Here is an 18062-nt window from a genome sequence, read left to right as displayed (position 1 = left end):
TAAGCTGATTGCCTGACTGATGGCATTACTCCATTCATCGGAGCATGAGCTGTAATCGAAAGTCAGATTCTTATAATAGTTGTAGGTTCGATTTGCCAGCCGAGAAATTAAATTTTGTTTCTCAGGTTGGGTTGGTTTTTTTACCGGATCTCCCGGCCAAAGGCGGTGGCTGAGAGCATAGCGAGCAATATTTGGGGGAAGAATAATGGGATCGTTGTCTGCTAACCAGGGAAAATTGTTCGCCGCTACCTGATGATCATTTATGGTGTCTTCCTGTTTTTTCGCTGCGACAGATTCTTTTTTCACTGACACCGCTGTTAATTTAGCATTTGTCTCCGCTTGTTCCACATATCCCTTTTTTGTTTTCTCCGCGATCAGTTTCAGCTCTGCCTTTTCCGCCGCCGCAGCGTCCGCAAAGTTTTTGACCTGGCTTTGCCCGTTGGTGCCGACCTTACCCCAACTGATATGCAACTCGTTGCCTTGTTGCTCAACCGCCCAGAATTTATGTGATTTTTCGTCCTGATAAATATAGGTTTTCATTGCAAAGTCCTTTTAATCAAACAGTGATTCAATATCGTTAATCAGTTCGCTGGCGGTGATGGCATCAAGCGCGGAGAACGTGAGCGAGGGCTGTGTACTGTAGCGTTCCCCTGGTGAAGTCATTTTTACGCTTTCAACAGGTAGCAGGTCGCCATATCCCGTTTCGCCGTAAATCAATGAAAAAGGTTCTGTTTCAAGTTCGAGATCGCCATAAGGAGTAGATTTGCGCATCGCATAAACGCTGCCGCTTTCTTCCAGACGTTGCCAGCCTCGGCGCTCCAGTCCGACAATGCGACCGGCCTGGCAAAGACGTCCTTGCCAGCGCGTCAGTTCGTGGGCGCTACGTTCATTATCAGCAAGACGATAACTACCACGATCGAGCTGTTGGAAGGGGGGAAGTAGTTCGTAATCAGCGTAAATTTGCCTGAATGCAGCGGCGGATTCAGCGGGAATTTCCAGCACATGCGGAATACCGATGTTTCCTGCTGGCAGCGTGAATAGCTCATCTTGTGCATCGCTGTAGGTGCTGTCTTCTGCCACGCGGAAACAGGCTATAAGGGTGTTTTCATCGTTATATACTCCCCATAATAGCCGTCGGGTTAAGTGACACATCAGCGGATGTTCCACCAGAAAGAGACGGAACTGCTCTGCCGTCCAGCGTCTGCGCTGGCACATGGCTTGTTCCAGACGGGTAATTTGCTGGTTGGCGATAGCACGAACATCTTTTTTCAACTGTTTGAAGAGGATAACTGCGTCAGTTGACAGTGTTTTATCATCACTCTGGTTGGGTTTAGGTAAATCTTTCAGAACTTTGCCGTTTTCGTCGCGCACGACGGGTTTTAAGGTTTCATCAAAACCAACGGTGAATTGGCGTGAGCCGAAATCCAGTGTCAGCGAGCCGTTGATATCAAGCCCTAAATCCGGTGCCAGGCGGTCTTCCAGTTCGGCCATTGTCAGTCCGCGATTTTCAGCGACCATGTTGATTTTGTCGCTGGCATGTTCTTGTAATGCAACGAATTTAACCTTTTGCGCAATACCATTAAGCAACATCAGCGCAATATCGCTACCGATATTGGCTAGCACATCCAAACCATAAACAGCTCTTTTATGCTGGGATTCACCAGGCCAGGCGCGGATGAGCGGGGTTAGTTTACGCGCGGTGTCGTCATTGCCTAAAATCCCCAGCGAGGTAAATGCCCAATTTTCTTTTGCGGGTGCGCCAGCTTCCGTCCATGCGGTATACAGATCCCAACCAAAGTCAGCCAGTGATTCGCGGGTGAAGGTTTCTTTGATGATCGCCAGCCCAGCGTAGGGGGTAATGTCGCGAGGAAAGCTCAACATTGTGCCGAGGTGGCGCATAGCGTCATCTGGCAGAGGCAGGTTGTTACTTTTAAGCCGTGGTCTGCGCCATAAGCTGAACTGATAAAAGCCGGGCAGTGGGGCGATTTTAGCGGGATATTCTTCCAGCGGGTCGCTATCAAATAATGTTGCCAGCGCAGCTAAAACATCAGGTTGATTATACCCTTGGGCGATTTCCTCAATCGTTTCTCGCTGGTTTAATTTCACCAGCAGGCGGAGTGCCTGGCGGGCACAATCACGATCTTTTCCTTGTTTGCCCAGTGCCACAGGAAGTAGCCCGGCGGTTGCATGGCGTGGGAAGTTAACCAGCCATTTTCGGGCATCTTCAGCAGACATTTTTTTCTGTAATCGCTGCGCCATCGGTAATGCTAATTCGCTGACGCCCAGGAAAAGGGTGAATATCCACAACTGTTGTGGCTTACGTTGCAGACATTTCATAAACGCAGGAATGGCCGCGTCACCAAAAATCGCCAGAATTTCTCTCTCGCCGGAGAATTGCTCTTCATTAATTATTTGATTGAGAAAATAAATAGCATGCTGAGTGGGTAGGAAGCAGAGCGCGTACAACTGCCAGTGTCTGCTTCCTTTGTTATGGTATTGCGCAAACTCTGCTTTCAGCGCGGGGAAATCGAAACGTAACAGGGCATCAACTGCGCTTTGTGGCATTATTTTTTTTTCGTATTGTTCTTCTCCGGTTCTGCGCCATTCCTTAAACCCCAGTCGCCAAAGGATTTGCTGTTCTGGCGTTAAAGGGATGAAAGACGTTTCCCAGCTTTCCTTTTCAATTAGTGGCAGATCGGTAAATAATGTTTGCTGTGATGCCTGAAATTTCGCGATTTCACTGAATCTGGATATGTCAGTATGACTGATTAACTCTGTAATTCCTGGTGTGATATCAGTGACGGCAGGAACTGGAAGCACCGGTAAATCAAATACGGGTATTGCATTCTTTTTCTTATTTATTACCCACGGTGGAGCGGTAAACAGCTCCGGCAACATATCCGCAGTGGCATATTCACATTCATCAGTCACAGGTTGCGGACGACATTCAGATAATATGCCTGCCGCTTTAGCATTAACCCAGGGAATAACGTCACATACCAACTCTGGCGTGGCGGTAATCAGTTTGACAAGTGCGTTACGCCACTGTGCATCTTCATGTATTGCCAGTAAAGTTGCATAAGCGGCAATAGCCGCAGCGGGATGTTTTTGGCAGGCTTTGCTTAAGTATTCCAGGTGCTTTTTCTTGCCAATTACACCAAGGATCAGAATTTGAATCGCATCCGGGTGATTCGTTTTCCATAACCATTTGACAAGATTTTCAGTCTCGCTGATGCGCTCGAAGAGATAAGTGGGATTGTCAGAATGGTCTTCCGTTAACTCAAGAAGTATCCGGCTTACACCGCATATCCCATGATTTGCCAGCAACATTGCCAGGTAAGCGCGAAAATCACGATACAACGGTGGGAAGTCGTATTTTTCCGCTGTGCTCAGAGCTGCATTATCGGTTACCACCAGTCTTAACCAGGTCATTGCCGGAACGTTTTGATCTACATAACGTAGCGCCATGGCATTGGCAATATCCGGGCGTTCAGGGATCAGTAACGCCGCAAAAGGTTGCCGTGCCGGGGAGAGCGAGGGAATGGCGGTAAGTACTTTATCTACACAGCGTTGCCACTCATCTTCTGAAGCGAGTGAAAGATAATGGCATAGACGCTGATGCCAGTCTGGTCGAGATTCAATTTCGAGATCAGGAGCAATATCTGTTGTCACATTTACTTCATACTCTCTTGATAATTCATTAGATATTGCAATTAGTTGCAAAGACAGGATGGCGATCTCAACAGTAGTTTCCAGACCACGGTGAACGACTAAGTCATCAACAAGTTCATCTGCAAAATAAGAGTGCCAGAAGCGCCAGAGCAATGCGGCATCGGATTGCAAGCTCCCTGAGTTTTGGTTTTGCTGGATTCGCATTTGTAACTCAGCAAATGCCTGCTGCCAGTTTTCAGGATAAGAAGTGTACCGTTTATAGGGAAGATACATATTGGTGTTATCTGCGATGCGCTTCCATATTTCACCATCTTTATACAGGTAACCGATTTCTCTCGGCCTGCGGCGATGAGGAAAAGCAAATCGATTAATATCGTCAGTTACCGGAATCGTCGCATCATCAGCAAGCCAGGGGCATTTATTCTTATTTACAGGAGGAGTTTCAACTTCAGGAGTGACTCTGGCTTTGGTGGCTGGCGGGAGATTCACATTTGCCGAAGCGTCTTCCACATAGCCTTTTTTCGTTTTCTCCGCAATCAGCTTCAGCTCCGCTTTTTCCGCTGCTGCAGCGTCCGCAAAGTTTTTTACCTGGCTTTGTCCGTTGGTGCCAACTTTGCCCCAACTGATATGCAGCTCGTTGCCATGCGGCTCCACCATCCAGAATTTATGTGATTTTTCGTCCTGATAGATAAACTGTCTCATTCTGCATTCCTGTGCTTTTATCCAGTTGAATACAGATGCTAACAGTATTTATGCAGGTTAGAGAGAGACGAAATCGCAAGAAAACAACTTTAGGAATTTATAAAGAAAAGGCGCTGTCGATGCAGCGCCTTGAAGGGGAATTATTTCACCTGATGACCCGGTTTAGCACCGGCATCCGGGCTTAACAGGAAGATATCTTTCCCGCCAGGACCGGCAGCCATCACCATGCCTTCGGAGATACCGAAGCGCATCTTACGCGGCGCCAGGTTAGCCACCATAATGGTGTGACGACCAATCAACGCTTGTGGGTCTGGATAAGCAGAACGAATGCCGGAGAAGACATTGCGTTTTTCACCGCCGAGATCCAGCGTCAGGCGCAGCAGCTTGTCAGAACCTTCAACAAACTCTGCGTTTTCGATCAGCGCCACGCGCAGGTCAACTTTGGCGAAGTCATCAAAGGTGATGGTTTCCTGAATCGGATCGTCTGCCAGCGGGCCAGTAACTGGCGCGGCGGTGGCTTTCACTTCTTCTTTGGATGCTTCCACCAGTGCTTCAACCTGCTTCATGTCGATGCGGTTATACAGTGCTTTGAACGGATTCACTTTATGCGCCAGCAGCGGTTGCTGGATACCATCCCAGGTCAGTTCCGTATTCAGGAATGCTTCCGCACGCTCGGTCAGTTTTGGCAGAACCGGCTTCAGATACGTCATCAGCACACGGAACAGGTTAATACCCATCGAGCAAATCGCCTGCAGGTCAGCATCGCGGCCTTCCTGTTTCGCCACCACCCACGGAGCCTGCTCGTCAACATAGCGGTTAGCCAGGTCAGCCAGCGCCATGATTTCGCGCACAGCTTTACCAAATTCGCGGCTTTCCCACGCTTCGCCAATCACTTCAGCGGCATCGGTAAAGGTTTTGTACAGCTCAGGGTCAGCCAGCTCGCTTGCCAGCACACCGTCAAAACGCTTGTTAATGAAGCCCGCGTTACGGGAGGCCAGGTTAACCACTTTGTTAACGATATCGGCATTCACACGCTGAACAAAATCTTCCAGGTTCAGGTCGATATCATCGATGCGTGAAGAGAGCTTCGCGGTGTAGTAGTAGCGCAGGCTGTCAGCGTCAAAGTGATTCAGCCAGGTGCTGGCTTTAATGAACGTGCCGCGAGATTTGGACATCTTCGCGCCGTTCACCGTCACATAGCCGTGAACAAACAGGTTGGTCGGCTTGCGGAAGTTGCTGCCTTCCAGCATGGCTGGCCAGAACAGGCTGTGGAAGTAAACGATATCTTTACCGATGAAGTGGTACAGCTCGGCGGTGGAATCTTTCTTCCAGTATTCATCGAAGCTGGTGGTATCGCCGCGCTTGTCGCACAGATTCTTGAAGGAACCCATGTAGCCAATCGGCGCATCCAGCCAGACATAGAAGTATTTACCCGGCGCGTTCGGAATTTCAAAACCGAAGTAAGGCGCGTCGCGGGAGATATCCCACTGTTGCAGACCGGATTCAAACCACTCCTGCATTTTGTTTGCCACCTGTTCCTGCAACGCGCCGCTGCGGGTCCATGCCTGCAACATTTCGCTGAAAGAGGGCAGATCAAAGAAGAAGTGTTCGGAATCACGCATTACCGGCGTAGCGCCAGAAACCACCGATTTCGGTTCAATCAGTTCAGTCGGGCTGTAAGTCGCACCGCATACTTCACAGTTATCGCCGTATTGATCTGGCGCTTTACATTTCGGGCAGGTGCCTTTCACAAAACGATCCGGCAGGAACATGCCTTTTTCCGGGTCGTACAACTGAGAGATAGTGCGGTTTTTAATAAAACCGTTCTCTTTCAGGCGAGTGTAAATAAGCTCCGACAACTGGCGGTTCTCTTCGCTGTGCGTTGAGTGATAGTTGTCATAGCTGATATTAAAGCCTGCGAAATCAGTCTGATGCTCCTGACTCATTTCGCCAATCATCTGCTCCGGGGAGATACCGAGTTGCTGAGCTTTCAGCATGATCGGCGTACCGTGCGCATCGTCGGCACAGATGAAGTTGACTTCGTGGCCGCGCATTCGCTGGTAACGGACCCAGACATCAGCCTGGATGTGCTCCAGCATATGGCCGAGGTGGATTGAGCCGTTAGCGTACGGCAGTGCGCACGTCACCAGAATTTTCTTCGCGACTTGAGTCATAGTAGGCATTACTTCTTAGTAGTGAAAAGGGGTTAGATAGTACCAAATGGGAAAATGTTAAGTAAGTACTTATCTATTTTCTTCAGGTAAACTATTTAGCTGATGGTTTATCTATATAAATAAGGAGTCGGGATGAACGAACAATCCCAGGCCAAATCACCAGAAGCCTTGCGCGCAATGGTCGCCGGGACACTGGCTAATTTTCAGCACCCAACCCTGAAGCATAACCTCACCACGCTGAAAGCATTGCATCATGTCGCCTGGATGGACGACACGCTGCATGTGGAACTGGTTATGCCGTTCGTCTGGCATAGCGCGTTCGAAGAGTTAAAAGAGCAATGTAGCGCCGAATTGCTGCGTATCACCGGGGCAAAAGCTATCGACTGGAAACTGTCGCATAGCATTGCCACGCTGAAACGCGTTAAAAATCAGCCGGGAATTAACGGCGTGAAGAACATTATCGCGGTCAGTTCCGGCAAAGGCGGCGTGGGTAAATCCTCCACGGCAGTAAACCTGGCGCTGGCGCTGGCGGCGGAAGGAGCGAAAGTCGGCATTCTGGATGCCGACATTTATGGCCCGTCGATCCCAACCATGCTGGGGGCAGAAAATCAGCGTCCGACCTCGCCGGACGGCACTCACATGGCGCCGATTATGTCTCATGGTCTGGCAACCAACTCGATTGGTTATCTGGTCACTGACGACAACGCGATGGTGTGGCGCGGCCCGATGGCCAGCAAGGCGCTGATGCAAATGTTGCAAGAAACCTTATGGCCCGATCTGGACTATCTGGTGCTTGATATGCCGCCAGGCACCGGTGATATTCAATTGACACTGGCGCAGAATATTCCAGTGACCGGTGCTGTAGTGGTCACTACGCCGCAAGACATCGCATTGATTGATGCGAAAAAAGGCATTGTAATGTTCGAGAAAGTCGAAGTGCCGGTACTGGGCATTGTCGAGAACATGAGCGTGCATATCTGCAGTAATTGTGGTCATCACGAGCCGATTTTTGGCACCGGTGGTGCAGAGAAACTGGCTGAGAAATATCACACGCAGTTGCTGGGTCAGATGCCGTTGCACATTAGCCTGCGTGAAGACCTCGACAAAGGCACACCGACCGTTATCAGCCGTCCAGAGAGCGAATTTACCGCTATCTATCGTCAACTGGCTGACCGCGTTGCTGCCCAGCTCTACTGGCAGGGAGAAGTTATTCCTGGCGAGATCTCCTTCCGCGCAGTCTAACGCGTATTAACCTTTCTGGGTACACTTCATACACCGCAGCAATGTTACATTGATGCGGTGTATTTATTTTTGCAGCTATAATGAACAGCTTTTTTAATGCTGCGAATATTCTGCGGATCTTCGTCCGAAACTGAACAAAGTAGATTGATCGTGCAGGCAATGCCCATTTACCATCCTTCGTGGCTGTGTAGTGGATGTACAGCTATAGTTTGTTATGCACTCAATCTATCCAGGCATAACCTTTACTACAGGGATAACGTTCAATGAATAAGTATTGGCTGTCAGGAATTATTTTTCTCGCCTATGGATTGGCGTCTCCCGCGTTTTCATCAGATACCGCCACATTAACTATCAATGGCAGGATCAGCCCCCCGACATGCAGTATGGATATTGTTAATAGCCAGCCCCAACAGCATTGCGGTCAGGTATTGCAAAGCGTTGATTCCCGCCATCGGATTTCTTCACCGGTAAAAGGCGTCACGACAGAGCTGGTTGCTGCGGGTAATGGGAACAAACGGCAAATCGTTTTAAATCGCTACGATTAAATCTGGCAATATCGGGGTTAAAGAGTTTAGAAAGCTGAAATCATTCATGTGAATGATTTCAGCTTTTTTATTGATATTAAAAATGACAGCTACAGTAATTCGTATTAATTAATAGATTTGATAAATATTTAATATCATTAGCTATTTGTTGCGTTTATATTGCAATAGTTAATTTGCTTTAAATCAATAAAACAATGTGTTTACATTGCGGTAACTTTTGAAGCGTGAGAAATTTGTTCCCAGGAGATACAGACTCTTAACAACCAAAAATAAATTCTATTAAGGAACATGTTATGAAACGTTCAATTATTGCTGCCGCTGTCTTTTCTTCTTTTTTCATGAGTGCTGAGGTATTTGCTGCTGATGTTGATACCGGGACTTTAACCATTAAAGGGAATATTGCAGAGTCCCCATGTAAATTCGAAGCAGGTGGTGATTCAGTAAGTATTAATATGCCGACTGTACCAACTACTGTCTTTGATGGTAAATCTAAATATTCTACCTATGATGATGCGGTCGGTGTAACCAGTAGCATGTTAAAAATTAGCTGTCCGAAAGAGGTTGCTGGTGTAAAACTTTCGTTGATTACCAACGATAAAATAACCGGCAACGATAAAGCTATAGCCAGTAGTAACGATACCGTGGGCTACTATCTCTATTTAGGTGATAACAGCGATGTCCTGGATGTTTCTGCACCTTTTAATATTGAAAATTATAAAACAGCGGATGGTCAATATGCGATCCCGTTTAAAGCGAAATATCTGAAACTGACAGAAAACTCAGTGCAATCAGGTGATGTAGTATCTTCTTTAGTTATGCGTGTAGCCCAGGATTAATAATTAAATAAATTTGCAAGTTTCTCCAGGTAATAGACATGGCCGCTATCCCCATGGCGGCCTTTTAATTTAAAGAGGAATTAAGATGAAAGGATTATTACCCTTGCTCATCTCTTCGATGGTTTTTCCTGCACATGCCGGAGTTGTTATCTACGGGACACGTATTATTTACCCGGCAGAAAAAAAAGAAGTGATGGTACAGTTGATGAATCAGGGTGATCGCTCTTCGCTGCTTCAGGCGTGGATTGATGATGGTGATACTTCACTCCCACCAGAAAAAATCCAGGTTCCTTTTATGTTAACGCCACCAGTGGCAAAAATAGGGGCAAATTCCGGGCAGCAAGTAAAAATTAAAATCATGCCGAATAAACTGCCCACTAATAAAGAGAGTATTTTTTATCTGAATATTCTGGATATTCCACCAAATAGTCCAGAACAAGAAGGCAAGAATGTACTGAAGTTTGCGATGCAAAACAGAATTAAATTGTTTTATCGACCGGCGGGTATCCCACCGGTAAACAAAGCAATATTTAAAAAATTGCTGGTGAATCGCAGTGGTAATCATTTGGTGATAAAAAATGACTCAGCGAATTGGGTAACGATTTCTGATGTAAAAGCCAATAATGTCAAAGTTAATTATGAAACTATCATGATTGCACCATTAGAAAGTCAGAGTGTTAACGTAAAAAATAATAATGCAAATAGCTGGCATCTGACCATTATTGATGATCATGGCAACTATATTAGTGACAAAATTTAATTGCAGGAGCTGCCTATGTTGAGAATGACCCCACTTGCATCAGCAATCGTTGCGTTATTGCTCGGCATTGAAGCTTATGCGGCTGAAGAAACCTTTGATACCCATTTTATGATGGGGGGAATGAAAGACCAACAGGTTGCTCATATTCGTCTGGATGATAATCAACCTTTGCCTGGCCAATATGAAATCGATATTTATGTTAATAAACAATGGCGCGGTAAATATGAAATTAGCGTTAAAGATAATCCGCAAGAAACGTGTTTATCGAGGGATATTATCAAACGGTTAGGTATTAATACCGATAACTTTGCCAGCGACAAGCAATGTTTAACATTAGAGCAACTTGTTCAGGGGGGGAGTTATGCCTGGGATATCGGCGTTTTTCGTCTCGATTTCAGTGTTCCGCAAGCCTGGGTGGAAGAGCTGGAAAGTGGCTATGTTCCACCGGAAAACTGGGAACGGGGAATTAATGCGGTTTACACCTCTTATTATGTGAGTCAGTATTACAGCGACTATAAAGCGTCGGGAAATAGCAAAAGTACCTATGTACGTTTTAACAGCGGGTTAAATTTTCTGGGGTGGCAACTGCATTCTGATGCCAGTTTTAGCAAAACAGATAACAATACAGGGGAGTGGAAAAGCAATACACTGTATCTGGAACGTGGATTTTCTCAAATTCTCGGCACGCTGCGTATTGGTGATATGTACACGTCAGCCGATATATTTGATTCCGTTCGCTTCAGCGGAGTTCGGTTATTTCGTGATATGCAGATGTTGCCAAACTCGAAACAAAATTTTACCCCGCGGGTACAGGGGATTGCCCAGAGTAACGCGCTGGTAACTATTGAACAGAACGGTTTTGTCGTTTATCAGAAAGAGGTTCCACCAGGCCCGTTTTCGATTAGTGATTTGCAGTTAGCGGGCGGAGGTGCGGATCTTGATGTGAGTGTTAAGGAAGCCGATGGTTCAGTTACTACATATCTGGTGCCTTATGCGGCAGTACCTAATATGCTGCAACCCGGCGTGTCGAAATATGATTTTGCAGCGGGCCGTAGTCATATTGAAGGTGCGAGCAAGCAAAGTGATTTTGTCCAGGCAGGTTATCAGTATGGTTTTAATAACTTATTGACGCTGTATGGCGGCACGATGATTGCTAATAATTACTACGCGTTTACCCTGGGAACAGGTTGGAACACGCGCATTGGCGCAATTTCAGTCGACGCAACTAAATCGCACAGTAAGCAAGACAATGGTGATGTGTTTGACGGGCAAAGTTATCAAATTGCTTATAACAAATTTTTGAGCCAAACATCGACACGTTTTGGTCTGGCGGCCTGGCGTTATTCGTCGCGTGATTACCGGACGTTTAACGATTATGTGTGGGCAAATAATAAAGATAATTATCGTCGTGATAAAAACGATGTCTATGACATTGCCGATTATTACCAGAATGATTTTGGTCGCAAAAATAGCTTTTCCGCCAATATGAGTCAGTCAATGCCAGAAGGCTGGGGATCTGTGTCATTAAGTACTTTATGGCGGGATTACTGGGGGCGTAGCGGCAGCAGTAAAGATTATCAGTTGAGTTATTCCAATAATTTGCAACGGATAAGCTATACCCTCGCGGCAAGTCAGGCATATGACGAGAATCATCATGAAGAGAAACGCTTTAATATTTTTATATCGATACCCTTTGACTGGGGAGATGACGTTACGACGCCTCGTCGGCAAATATATATGTCTAACTCAACGACGTTTGATGATCAGGGTTTTGCCTCAAATAATACGGGATTATCAGGAACAGTAGGGAGTCGAGATCAGTTCAATTATGGTGTCAACCTGAGTCATCAACATCAGGGAAATGAAACGACAGCAGGGGCGAATTTAACCTGGAACGCGCCTGTGGCGACAGTGAATGGCAGTTATAGTCAGTCGAGTAATTATCGGCAGGCTGGAGCCAGTGTTTCAGGGGGCATTGTCGCCTGGTCGGGTGGCGTTAATCTGGCGAATCGTCTTTCTGAAACTTTTGCCGTGATGCATGCGCCGGGAATTAAAGATGCTTATGTGAATGGGCAAAAATATCGCACCACGAACCGTAATGGTGTCGTGATATACGACGGAATAACTCCTCATCGGGAAAATCACCTGATGCTGGATGTATCGCAAAGTGACAGTGAAACAGAATTACGCGGTAACCGTAAAATTGCCGCCCCTTATCGCGGCGCGGTCGTTCTGGTCAATTTCGACACCGATCAACGCAAACCCTGGTTTATAAAAGCATTAAGAGTGGGTGGGCAACCGTTAACATTTGGCTACGAAGTCAATGATATCCACGGTCATAATATTGGCGTTGTCGGCCAGGGAAGTCAGCTTTTTATTCGCACCAATGAAATACCACCAGCGGTTAATGTGGCAATTGATAAGCAACAAGGGCTTTCATGCACAATCACCTTCGGTAAAGAGATTGATGAAAGTAAAAATTATATCTGTCGGTGAGAGGTGGAATATGATTTTCAGAAATGGAATGTTACTAATTTTTATTTTATGGGCTAATTTTACCTGGGCTGGATGTCGTACCACTGCATCATTAAATATTACTGATAGTATTAATGTGGGGGAGATTTTAGCGAATGAGGTTTCCTTTAGTAAAAGTGTCGTGTTTACGGGGATATCTTGTGATACGAGCACGGATAAAATAGTCTATAAAAATATCCAAAGTGATTGGGTTGAAGTTGGACCTTTTGGTAATGGCGAAAAGTTAAAGGTTAAAATAGAGTCTTTAGGTAAAACCAGTGACACGATTGGGAAATCCAGCAATGCGCAGGCAGTATTACCCTATGTGGTTAAAATATCCAAAGGTACACCTGATTTTACTGGAGAAAGAAAACCTACCTGGTTTATTTCAGATACTGTGATTGCAAATATTGGCGGTGAGTCATCTTCATCCATTGACTTTTGGTTGGGCATTTGTAAGACATTGAAGATTAACTGGTGTGTAAGTTATCTCACCAGTAAACTGGCGGGGGATACATTTACGCTTGGGTTAAGTATTTCCTATTATCCTAAAAATACGACCTGTAAGCCTGAAAACACAATAATAAAAGTAGATGATATTGCCTTGTCCCAACTCAGAAGTCAGGGAAAGATTACGGCGAACAGTAAGGAAGGAATAATTACGTTGAAGTGTGATAATCTTTTCGGCGGCACAAAACAAGCATCGCGGAATATGGTCGTATATCTTTCCAGCAGTGACTTAGTTACAGGAAGCAATACAATTTTGCGTGGCAACATAGATAATGGTGTAGGATTTGTTTTGGATCTAAAAGAACCACCAAAAGGGACTGAAGCAGCCATCAAAATTTCTGCTAGCGGCGATCAGGGCGCGGCGACATCATTATGGAAAACAGATAAACCCGGAGCTCCTTTAAATAGTAATATTATTAATATACCTGTCCTGGCCAGTTACTATGTATACGATAAAAATAAAGTTAAATCGGGTGCACTTGAGGCAACTGCACTGATCAACGTGAAATACGACTAATAACAAACAAGACGAGCAAGTGGCTAATAATAAAAAATAATAAGGTGTCTGCATTTCCCCCTCTCTCCGAGGGGGCCTTTTTTAGCGATGATAAAAAATCTCACCGTCGTAGGCTTTAATGATTTTTCCGTCGGTATCATTGATCAGCACATATGCACCGCCCATATAGGTCCAGTGGGTTCCAGCGTCAGGTGCGGGCAAGTTACGCAACTGCCACTGCTTAATGTTGTACTCATCGGTACGGTACATTTCTGGTACGGTGTCACCTGGTTTGAAATGCTTGAAGTCAGCAATGAAACTGCTTAACTCATACTTCGAAATTCCCGAGGCATTGGTCGAACCCGCGGTGGCTGGTGCGGCCCATGCTGCGCTGGTTACCAGCAAAAGCGCACCCAGCAACATCTTATTTTTTATGGTCATATACTCTCCACTTTGGGGATCAGTAAAATCAGTCGCATATCTTTCCTGCCATACAATATAACCGACAAGAGATATTTTGTTAGTGATCCCATGATTTCGTAAAAAGTGTAAATGAAAGGATGCAGCAAAAGCATCCTCATTGAGCGAGAAGTGAGCGGAATAAGCTGATTTAAGAATCATCCTGGGCTAAAGGGATAACGAAGCCCAGGTGATTGTTTTATCTCATAATACCCATAAAGCCATGCACTCCCATATACAATCCGACTAAACCAATTAACAGACTGGAAAAATAGGGGGCGCGTTTAGCGAGAGTGTTAAATCCGCTCCAGCGTTTTGCAACCTGCTGAACACTGATTGCTGCGCCAACGCCTACGGTGACCAGCGTTAATGCCAGGCCGATGCTGAAACTGACGACCAGAGTTGCACCCAATGTGAGGGCTTTCAACTGAATGCAAATCAACAACACTGTTATTGCCACAGGGCAGGGGATAAGCCCGCCGGTTAAGCCAAACAGCAAAATTTGCCAGTTGGTGACCTCTCTACCATCAAAGCGTCGTTTAATGTCACTGGCATGGGCCAGCGCATGAGCATCCTGATACTCGTCGCTCTGACCATGCTCGTGATGGTGATGATGTTCGTGATCATGGTCGTGATGATGTTCATGGTCATGATGGTGATGCTCGTGCATATTCTCAAGCCAGTTTCTTTCACCGCGCCAGGTACGCCAGAACATCCAGAATGCGGTGCCAAGAATGATCACCGCGGAAATCAACTGAAGCCACGGCTCCGCTGACTGCGCAGTAAAGCGTTTGCTGATCACCATCCCGCCAAAGGCAATCAACCAGACCACCGCCGTATGTGAAATAGTTGCCGCCAGTCCAAGCATCACCGCCTGTTTAATGGTGCCTTTAATGGCGATGATAAACGCTGCCATCATCGTTTTTGAGTGCCCTGGCTCCAGCCCATGAAGCGCACCAAGTAAGATGGCGCTGGGGATGAAAAACCAGGCGTTTCCTTGCTGAAGAAGAGTGGTAAATTCGGTCATGATAATAATTCTTAGTATTAAATCGACGCCCTGATTCTACTCCCCCCCAGTACATGATACTACCCCCCAGTAGATTAATAGTGCTATGATTTTTCATTATCTTGTTACCCAGGTGTTGCCATGTCTCATACCATCCGTGACAAACAGAAACTGAAAGCGCGCGCCAGTAAGATTCAGGGACAGGTTGTTGCGCTCAAGAAAATGCTCGACGAGCCGCACGAATGTGCTGCCGTACTACAACAGATTGCCGCCATTCGTGGTGCGGTAAACGGCTTGATGCGAGAAGTGATTAAAGGCCATCTGACGGAACACATTGTTCATCAGGGCGATGAATTAAAGCGTGAAGAAGATCTGGATGTCGTTCTGAAGGTGCTGGATTCTTATATAAAATAATTTCACAACGTTATTGTAATATCGCCGTTTTTCCTCGTTTACAACGTGTGCGCGGGGCCTTACCATCCTTATCTGCGATCCATCATCGCAACCAAACGACTCGGGGTGCCCTTCTGCGTGAAGGCTGAGAAATACCCGTATCACCTGATCTGGATAATGCCAGCGTAGGGAAGTCACAGACCATCAGGTCATTGCTTCTTCACGTTATGGCAGGAGCAAACTATGCAAGTCGACCTGCTGAGTTCCGCGCAATCTGCGCGCATGTTACACCTCTTTCACCAACACTCTCCCCTTGTGCATTGCATGACCAATGATGTGGTGCAAACCTTTACTGCCAATACCTTACTGGCGCTCGGTGCATCGCCAGCGATGGTTATCGAAACCGAAGAGGCCAGTCAGTTTGCGGCCATCGCCAGTGCCTTGTTGATTAACGTAGGCACACTGACGCAGCTACGAGCACAAGCGATGCGTGCTGCCGTAGAACAGGCAACACGCTCCCAAACCCCCTGGACGCTTGATCCGGTCGCGGTTGGCGCACTCGAATATCGCCGTCATTTTTGCCACGAACTTTTATCGTTAAAGCCAGCGGCGATACGCGGTAATGCCTCTGAAATTATGGCATTAGCTGGTATCGCCAATGGTGGTCGCGGTGTGGATTCCACCGACGCCGCAGCCAACGCGTTACCCGCAGCACAAACACTGGCGAATGAAACCGGGGCTGTCGTCGTGGTCACGGGCGAGGTAGATTATGTTACCGATGGTCGTCGCATCGTTGGCATTCACGGCGGCGATCCGTTAATGACCAAAGTGGTAGGAACTGGTTGTGCATTATCGGCAGTTGTCGCTGCCAGTTGTGCATTACCGGGCGATACGCTGGAAAATGTTGCATCTGCCTGCCACTGGATGAAACAAGCCGGAGAACGTGCGGTCGCCAGAAGCGAAGGGCCGGGCAGTTTTATCCCCCATTTCCTTGATGCGCTCTGGCAACTGACGCAGGAGGTGCAGGCATGAAACGGGTTAACGCTCTGACGATTGCCGGTACTGATCCGAGTGGTGGTGCGGGGATTCAGGCCGATCTTAAAACCTTCTCGGCACTTGGCGCTTATGGTTGTTCGGTAATCACCGCACTGGTGGCGCAAAATACCTGCGGTGTACAGTCGGTGTATCGCATTGAGCCTGACTTTGTTGCCGCACAACTCGACTCAGTGTTCAGCGATGTGCGAATCGATACCACCAAAATCGGCATGCTGGCAGAGACGGATATTGTTGAAGCGGTGGCAGAACGGCTGCAACGTTACCAGATCCAAAACGTGGTGCTGGATACCGTTATGCTGGCTAAAAGCGGTGATCCGCTGCTTTCACCTTCGGCGGTTGCCACGCTACGCAGTCAATTATTGCCGCAGGTTTCATTAATCACCCCAAATTTGCCGGAGGCTGCTGCTTTACTCGATTCTCCACACGCGCGTAATGAACAGGAAATGCTGGAGCAGGGGCGTGAATTATTGGCGATGGGCTGTGGTGCCGTGTTGATGAAAGGTGGTCATCTGGATGATGAGCAAAGCCCGGACTGGTTGTTTACCCGCGACGGCGAACAACGGTTTACCGCACCGCGTATTATGACCAAAAACACGCATGGCACTGGTTGTACATTATCTGCGGCGCTGGCAGCGCTGCGTCCGCGTCACACGAATTGGGCTGACACCGTACAGGAAGCAAAAAGCTGGCTATCAGCGGCGTTAGCCCAGGCCGACACGCTGGAAGTTGGCCACGGGAATGGTCCGGTTCACCACTTTCACGCCTGGTGGTGAGCATCATACTATAGCTGCTTTGGCATTTTTCAGCGTGTTCGCGCTGAAATTCAGGGATGAAACCAATGCAGCTAAAAATAGCCAGTCGAAAAAAATTCACCGCCTTGTTCTGCGCTCTGGGGCTAATTTCCATCGTGGCGATTTATCCTCGTCAGACGGTGAATTTTTTCTGGTCGACAGCAATTCAGATTAAAGACTACATCCACTTTTATGGTTATCGCCCGGTCAAATCTTTTGCTATTCGAATCCCTGCCAATTACACCATTCATGGTATTGATGTTTCACGCTGGCAGGCGCGGATCGACTGGCAACGTGTCGCAAAAATGCGCGACAACGGTATCCGCTTACAGTTTGCTTTTATTAAGGCTACGGAAGGCGAAAATCTGGTAGACCCGTATTTCTCGCGTAACTGGCGTCAAAGCCACAAAAATGGCTTATTGCGCGGGGCATATCACTATTTTTCTCCGTCGGTCTCAGCTTCCGTTCAGGCGCGATTATTTCTGCAAACGGTGGATTTCTCACAAGGCGATCTGCCAGCGGTGCTGGACGTAGAAGAACGTGGGAAATTATCGGCAAAAGAATTACGCAAGCGGGTAAGTCAGTGGCTAAAAATGGTTGAAAAGAGCACGGGCAAAAAGCCGATTATTTATGCGGGGGCGACGTTTTATCACACGAATCTGGCGGGATATTTCAATGAATACCCGTGGTGGGTGGCCCATTATTATCAACGACGCCCGGACAATGACGGCCAGGCCTGGCATTTCTGGCAGCATTCCGACCGTGGACAGGTGGATGGCGTAAATGGTCCGGTGGATTTTAATGTGTTTAATGGCACGGTGGAGGAGCTGCAGGCATTTGTTGATGGCATTAAAGAAACGCCTTAAATAACCAGCAGTGATATACTTCCTCCAGACTCATCGCCTG

Annotated in this window: 14 protein-coding genes, 1 pseudogene and 1 riboswitch; of the genes and pseudogenes, 10 read left to right on the top strand and 5 right to left on the bottom strand. The window is 47.1% G+C overall.

Annotation, left to right across the window (positions count from 1 at the left end):
- Positions 1–323 precede the first annotated feature (323 nt).
- The 3 genes and pseudogenes from A1SC_RS26195 to metG all read right to left on the bottom strand — a co-directional run.
- Positions 324–540: pseudogene (locus A1SC_RS26195) on the bottom strand (WGR domain-containing protein); the annotation flags it as partial.
- A 12-nt stretch (positions 541–552) separates the two neighbouring features.
- A complete protein-coding gene (locus tag A1SC_RS14645; protein WP_016262137.1) occupies positions 553–4374 on the bottom strand; it encodes a WGR and DUF4132 domain-containing protein in 3822 nt (1273 codons plus the stop codon).
- Between the two features lie 140 nt (positions 4375–4514).
- Entirely contained in the window at positions 4515–6548 is a 2034-nt protein-coding gene (gene metG / locus A1SC_RS14650; protein ID WP_016262136.1) for a methionine--tRNA ligase, read from the bottom strand.
- A gap of 132 nt (positions 6549–6680) precedes the next feature.
- Here metG and apbC point away from each other — a divergent pair, with 132 nt between their 5' ends.
- The 6 genes from apbC (at position 6681) to A1SC_RS14680 (ending at position 13472) form a co-directional block, all read left to right on the top strand.
- Positions 6681–7790 carry an iron-sulfur cluster carrier protein ApbC gene (gene apbC, locus A1SC_RS14655; RefSeq protein ID WP_001005460.1) on the top strand — a complete coding sequence of 370 codons (1110 nt, stop codon included), beginning with the start codon at positions 6681–6683 and terminating at the stop codon, positions 7788–7790.
- 263 nt (positions 7791–8053) lie between these two features.
- Complete coding sequence (locus A1SC_RS14660; protein ID WP_001516679.1) at positions 8054–8335, top strand: DUF2574 family protein; 282 nt, start codon at positions 8054–8056, stop codon at positions 8333–8335.
- A 293-nt stretch (positions 8336–8628) separates the two neighbouring features.
- Positions 8629–9171, top strand: coding sequence for a fimbrial protein (locus tag A1SC_RS14665; RefSeq protein WP_016248949.1), 543 nt, complete (start codon positions 8629–8631; stop codon positions 9169–9171).
- Positions 9172–9256: 85 nt separating this feature from the next.
- Positions 9257–9931: a fimbria/pilus periplasmic chaperone gene (locus tag A1SC_RS14670; protein WP_016262135.1), complete on the top strand. Its 675-nt coding sequence runs from the start codon at positions 9257–9259 to the stop codon at positions 9929–9931.
- Between the two features lie 15 nt (positions 9932–9946).
- Positions 9947–12427, top strand: a complete 2481-nt coding sequence (locus tag A1SC_RS14675; protein ID WP_016262134.1) for a fimbrial biogenesis outer membrane usher protein — start codon at positions 9947–9949, stop codon at positions 12425–12427.
- A 10-nt stretch (positions 12428–12437) separates the two neighbouring features.
- Positions 12438–13472, top strand: coding sequence for a fimbrial protein (locus tag A1SC_RS14680; RefSeq protein ID WP_001516675.1), 1035 nt, complete (start codon positions 12438–12440; stop codon positions 13470–13472).
- 81 nt (positions 13473–13553) lie between these two features.
- Here A1SC_RS14680 and rcnB read toward each other — a convergent pair whose 3' ends face one another.
- Positions 13554–13892: a Ni(II)/Co(II) efflux transporter accessory subunit RcnB gene (gene rcnB / locus A1SC_RS14685; protein WP_000153060.1), complete on the bottom strand. Its 339-nt coding sequence runs from the start codon at positions 13890–13892 to the stop codon at positions 13554–13556.
- Between the two features lie 217 nt (positions 13893–14109).
- A complete protein-coding gene (gene rcnA, locus A1SC_RS14690; protein ID WP_016262133.1) occupies positions 14110–14937 on the bottom strand; it encodes a nickel/cobalt efflux protein RcnA in 828 nt (275 codons plus the stop codon).
- Between the two features lie 120 nt (positions 14938–15057).
- Between rcnA and rcnR the strand changes: the two genes are divergently transcribed.
- From rcnR to A1SC_RS14710, 4 genes are all read left to right on the top strand, one after another.
- Positions 15058–15330, top strand: a complete 273-nt coding sequence (gene rcnR, locus A1SC_RS14695; protein WP_000019944.1) for a Ni(II)/Co(II)-binding transcriptional repressor RcnR — start codon at positions 15058–15060, stop codon at positions 15328–15330.
- 91 nt (positions 15331–15421) lie between these two features.
- Positions 15422–15518: riboswitch (TPP riboswitch) on the top strand.
- A gap of 34 nt (positions 15519–15552) precedes the next feature.
- A complete protein-coding gene (thiM, locus tag A1SC_RS14700) occupies positions 15553–16341 on the top strand; it encodes a hydroxyethylthiazole kinase (protein WP_001195641.1) in 789 nt (262 codons plus the stop codon).
- Positions 16338–17138: a bifunctional hydroxymethylpyrimidine kinase/phosphomethylpyrimidine kinase gene (gene thiD / locus A1SC_RS14705; RefSeq protein ID WP_016262132.1), complete on the top strand. Its 801-nt coding sequence runs from the start codon at positions 16338–16340 to the stop codon at positions 17136–17138. The genes thiM and thiD overlap by 4 nt, the downstream gene beginning before the upstream one ends.
- A gap of 65 nt (positions 17139–17203) precedes the next feature.
- Complete coding sequence (locus A1SC_RS14710; RefSeq protein ID WP_016262131.1) at positions 17204–18022, top strand: glycoside hydrolase family 25 protein; 819 nt, start codon at positions 17204–17206, stop codon at positions 18020–18022.
- The last annotated feature ends 40 nt before the right edge of the window (positions 18023–18062 follow it).

Origin of the sequence: Escherichia sp. KTE52, assembly GCF_000408325.1 — a bacterium.
GTDB lineage: Bacteria > Pseudomonadota > Gammaproteobacteria > Enterobacterales > Enterobacteriaceae > Escherichia > Escherichia marmotae.
This window is presented reverse-complemented; position numbering and strand designations above follow the sequence as displayed.

Coding starts and splice junctions, on each gene's coding strand:
- A1SC_RS14670 (WP_016262135.1), top strand. CDS start 9,257: ATGAAAGGATTATTACCCTTGCTCATCTCTTCGATGGTTTTTCCTGCA.
- A1SC_RS14710 (WP_016262131.1), top strand. CDS start 17,204: ATGCAGCTAAAAATAGCCAGTCGAAAAAAATTCACCGCCTTGTTCTGC.
- A1SC_RS14660 (WP_001516679.1), top strand. CDS start 8,054: ATGAATAAGTATTGGCTGTCAGGAATTATTTTTCTCGCCTATGGATTG.
- A1SC_RS14665 (WP_016248949.1), top strand. CDS start 8,629: ATGAAACGTTCAATTATTGCTGCCGCTGTCTTTTCTTCTTTTTTCATG.
- rcnA (WP_016262133.1), bottom strand. CDS start 14,937: ATGACCGAATTTACCACTCTTCTTCAGCAAGGAAACGCCTGGTTTTTC.
- rcnR (WP_000019944.1), top strand. CDS start 15,058: ATGTCTCATACCATCCGTGACAAACAGAAACTGAAAGCGCGCGCCAGT.
- thiD (WP_016262132.1), top strand. CDS start 16,338: ATGAAACGGGTTAACGCTCTGACGATTGCCGGTACTGATCCGAGTGGT.
- metG (WP_016262136.1), bottom strand. CDS start 6,548: ATGACTCAAGTCGCGAAGAAAATTCTGGTGACGTGCGCACTGCCGTAC.
- A1SC_RS14645 (WP_016262137.1), bottom strand. CDS start 4,374: ATGAGACAGTTTATCTATCAGGACGAAAAATCACATAAATTCTGGATG.
- apbC (WP_001005460.1), top strand. CDS start 6,681: ATGAACGAACAATCCCAGGCCAAATCACCAGAAGCCTTGCGCGCAATG.
- A1SC_RS14675 (WP_016262134.1), top strand. CDS start 9,947: ATGTTGAGAATGACCCCACTTGCATCAGCAATCGTTGCGTTATTGCTC.
- thiM (WP_001195641.1), top strand. CDS start 15,553: ATGCAAGTCGACCTGCTGAGTTCCGCGCAATCTGCGCGCATGTTACAC.
- A1SC_RS14680 (WP_001516675.1), top strand. CDS start 12,438: ATGATTTTCAGAAATGGAATGTTACTAATTTTTATTTTATGGGCTAAT.
- rcnB (WP_000153060.1), bottom strand. CDS start 13,892: ATGACCATAAAAAATAAGATGTTGCTGGGTGCGCTTTTGCTGGTAACC.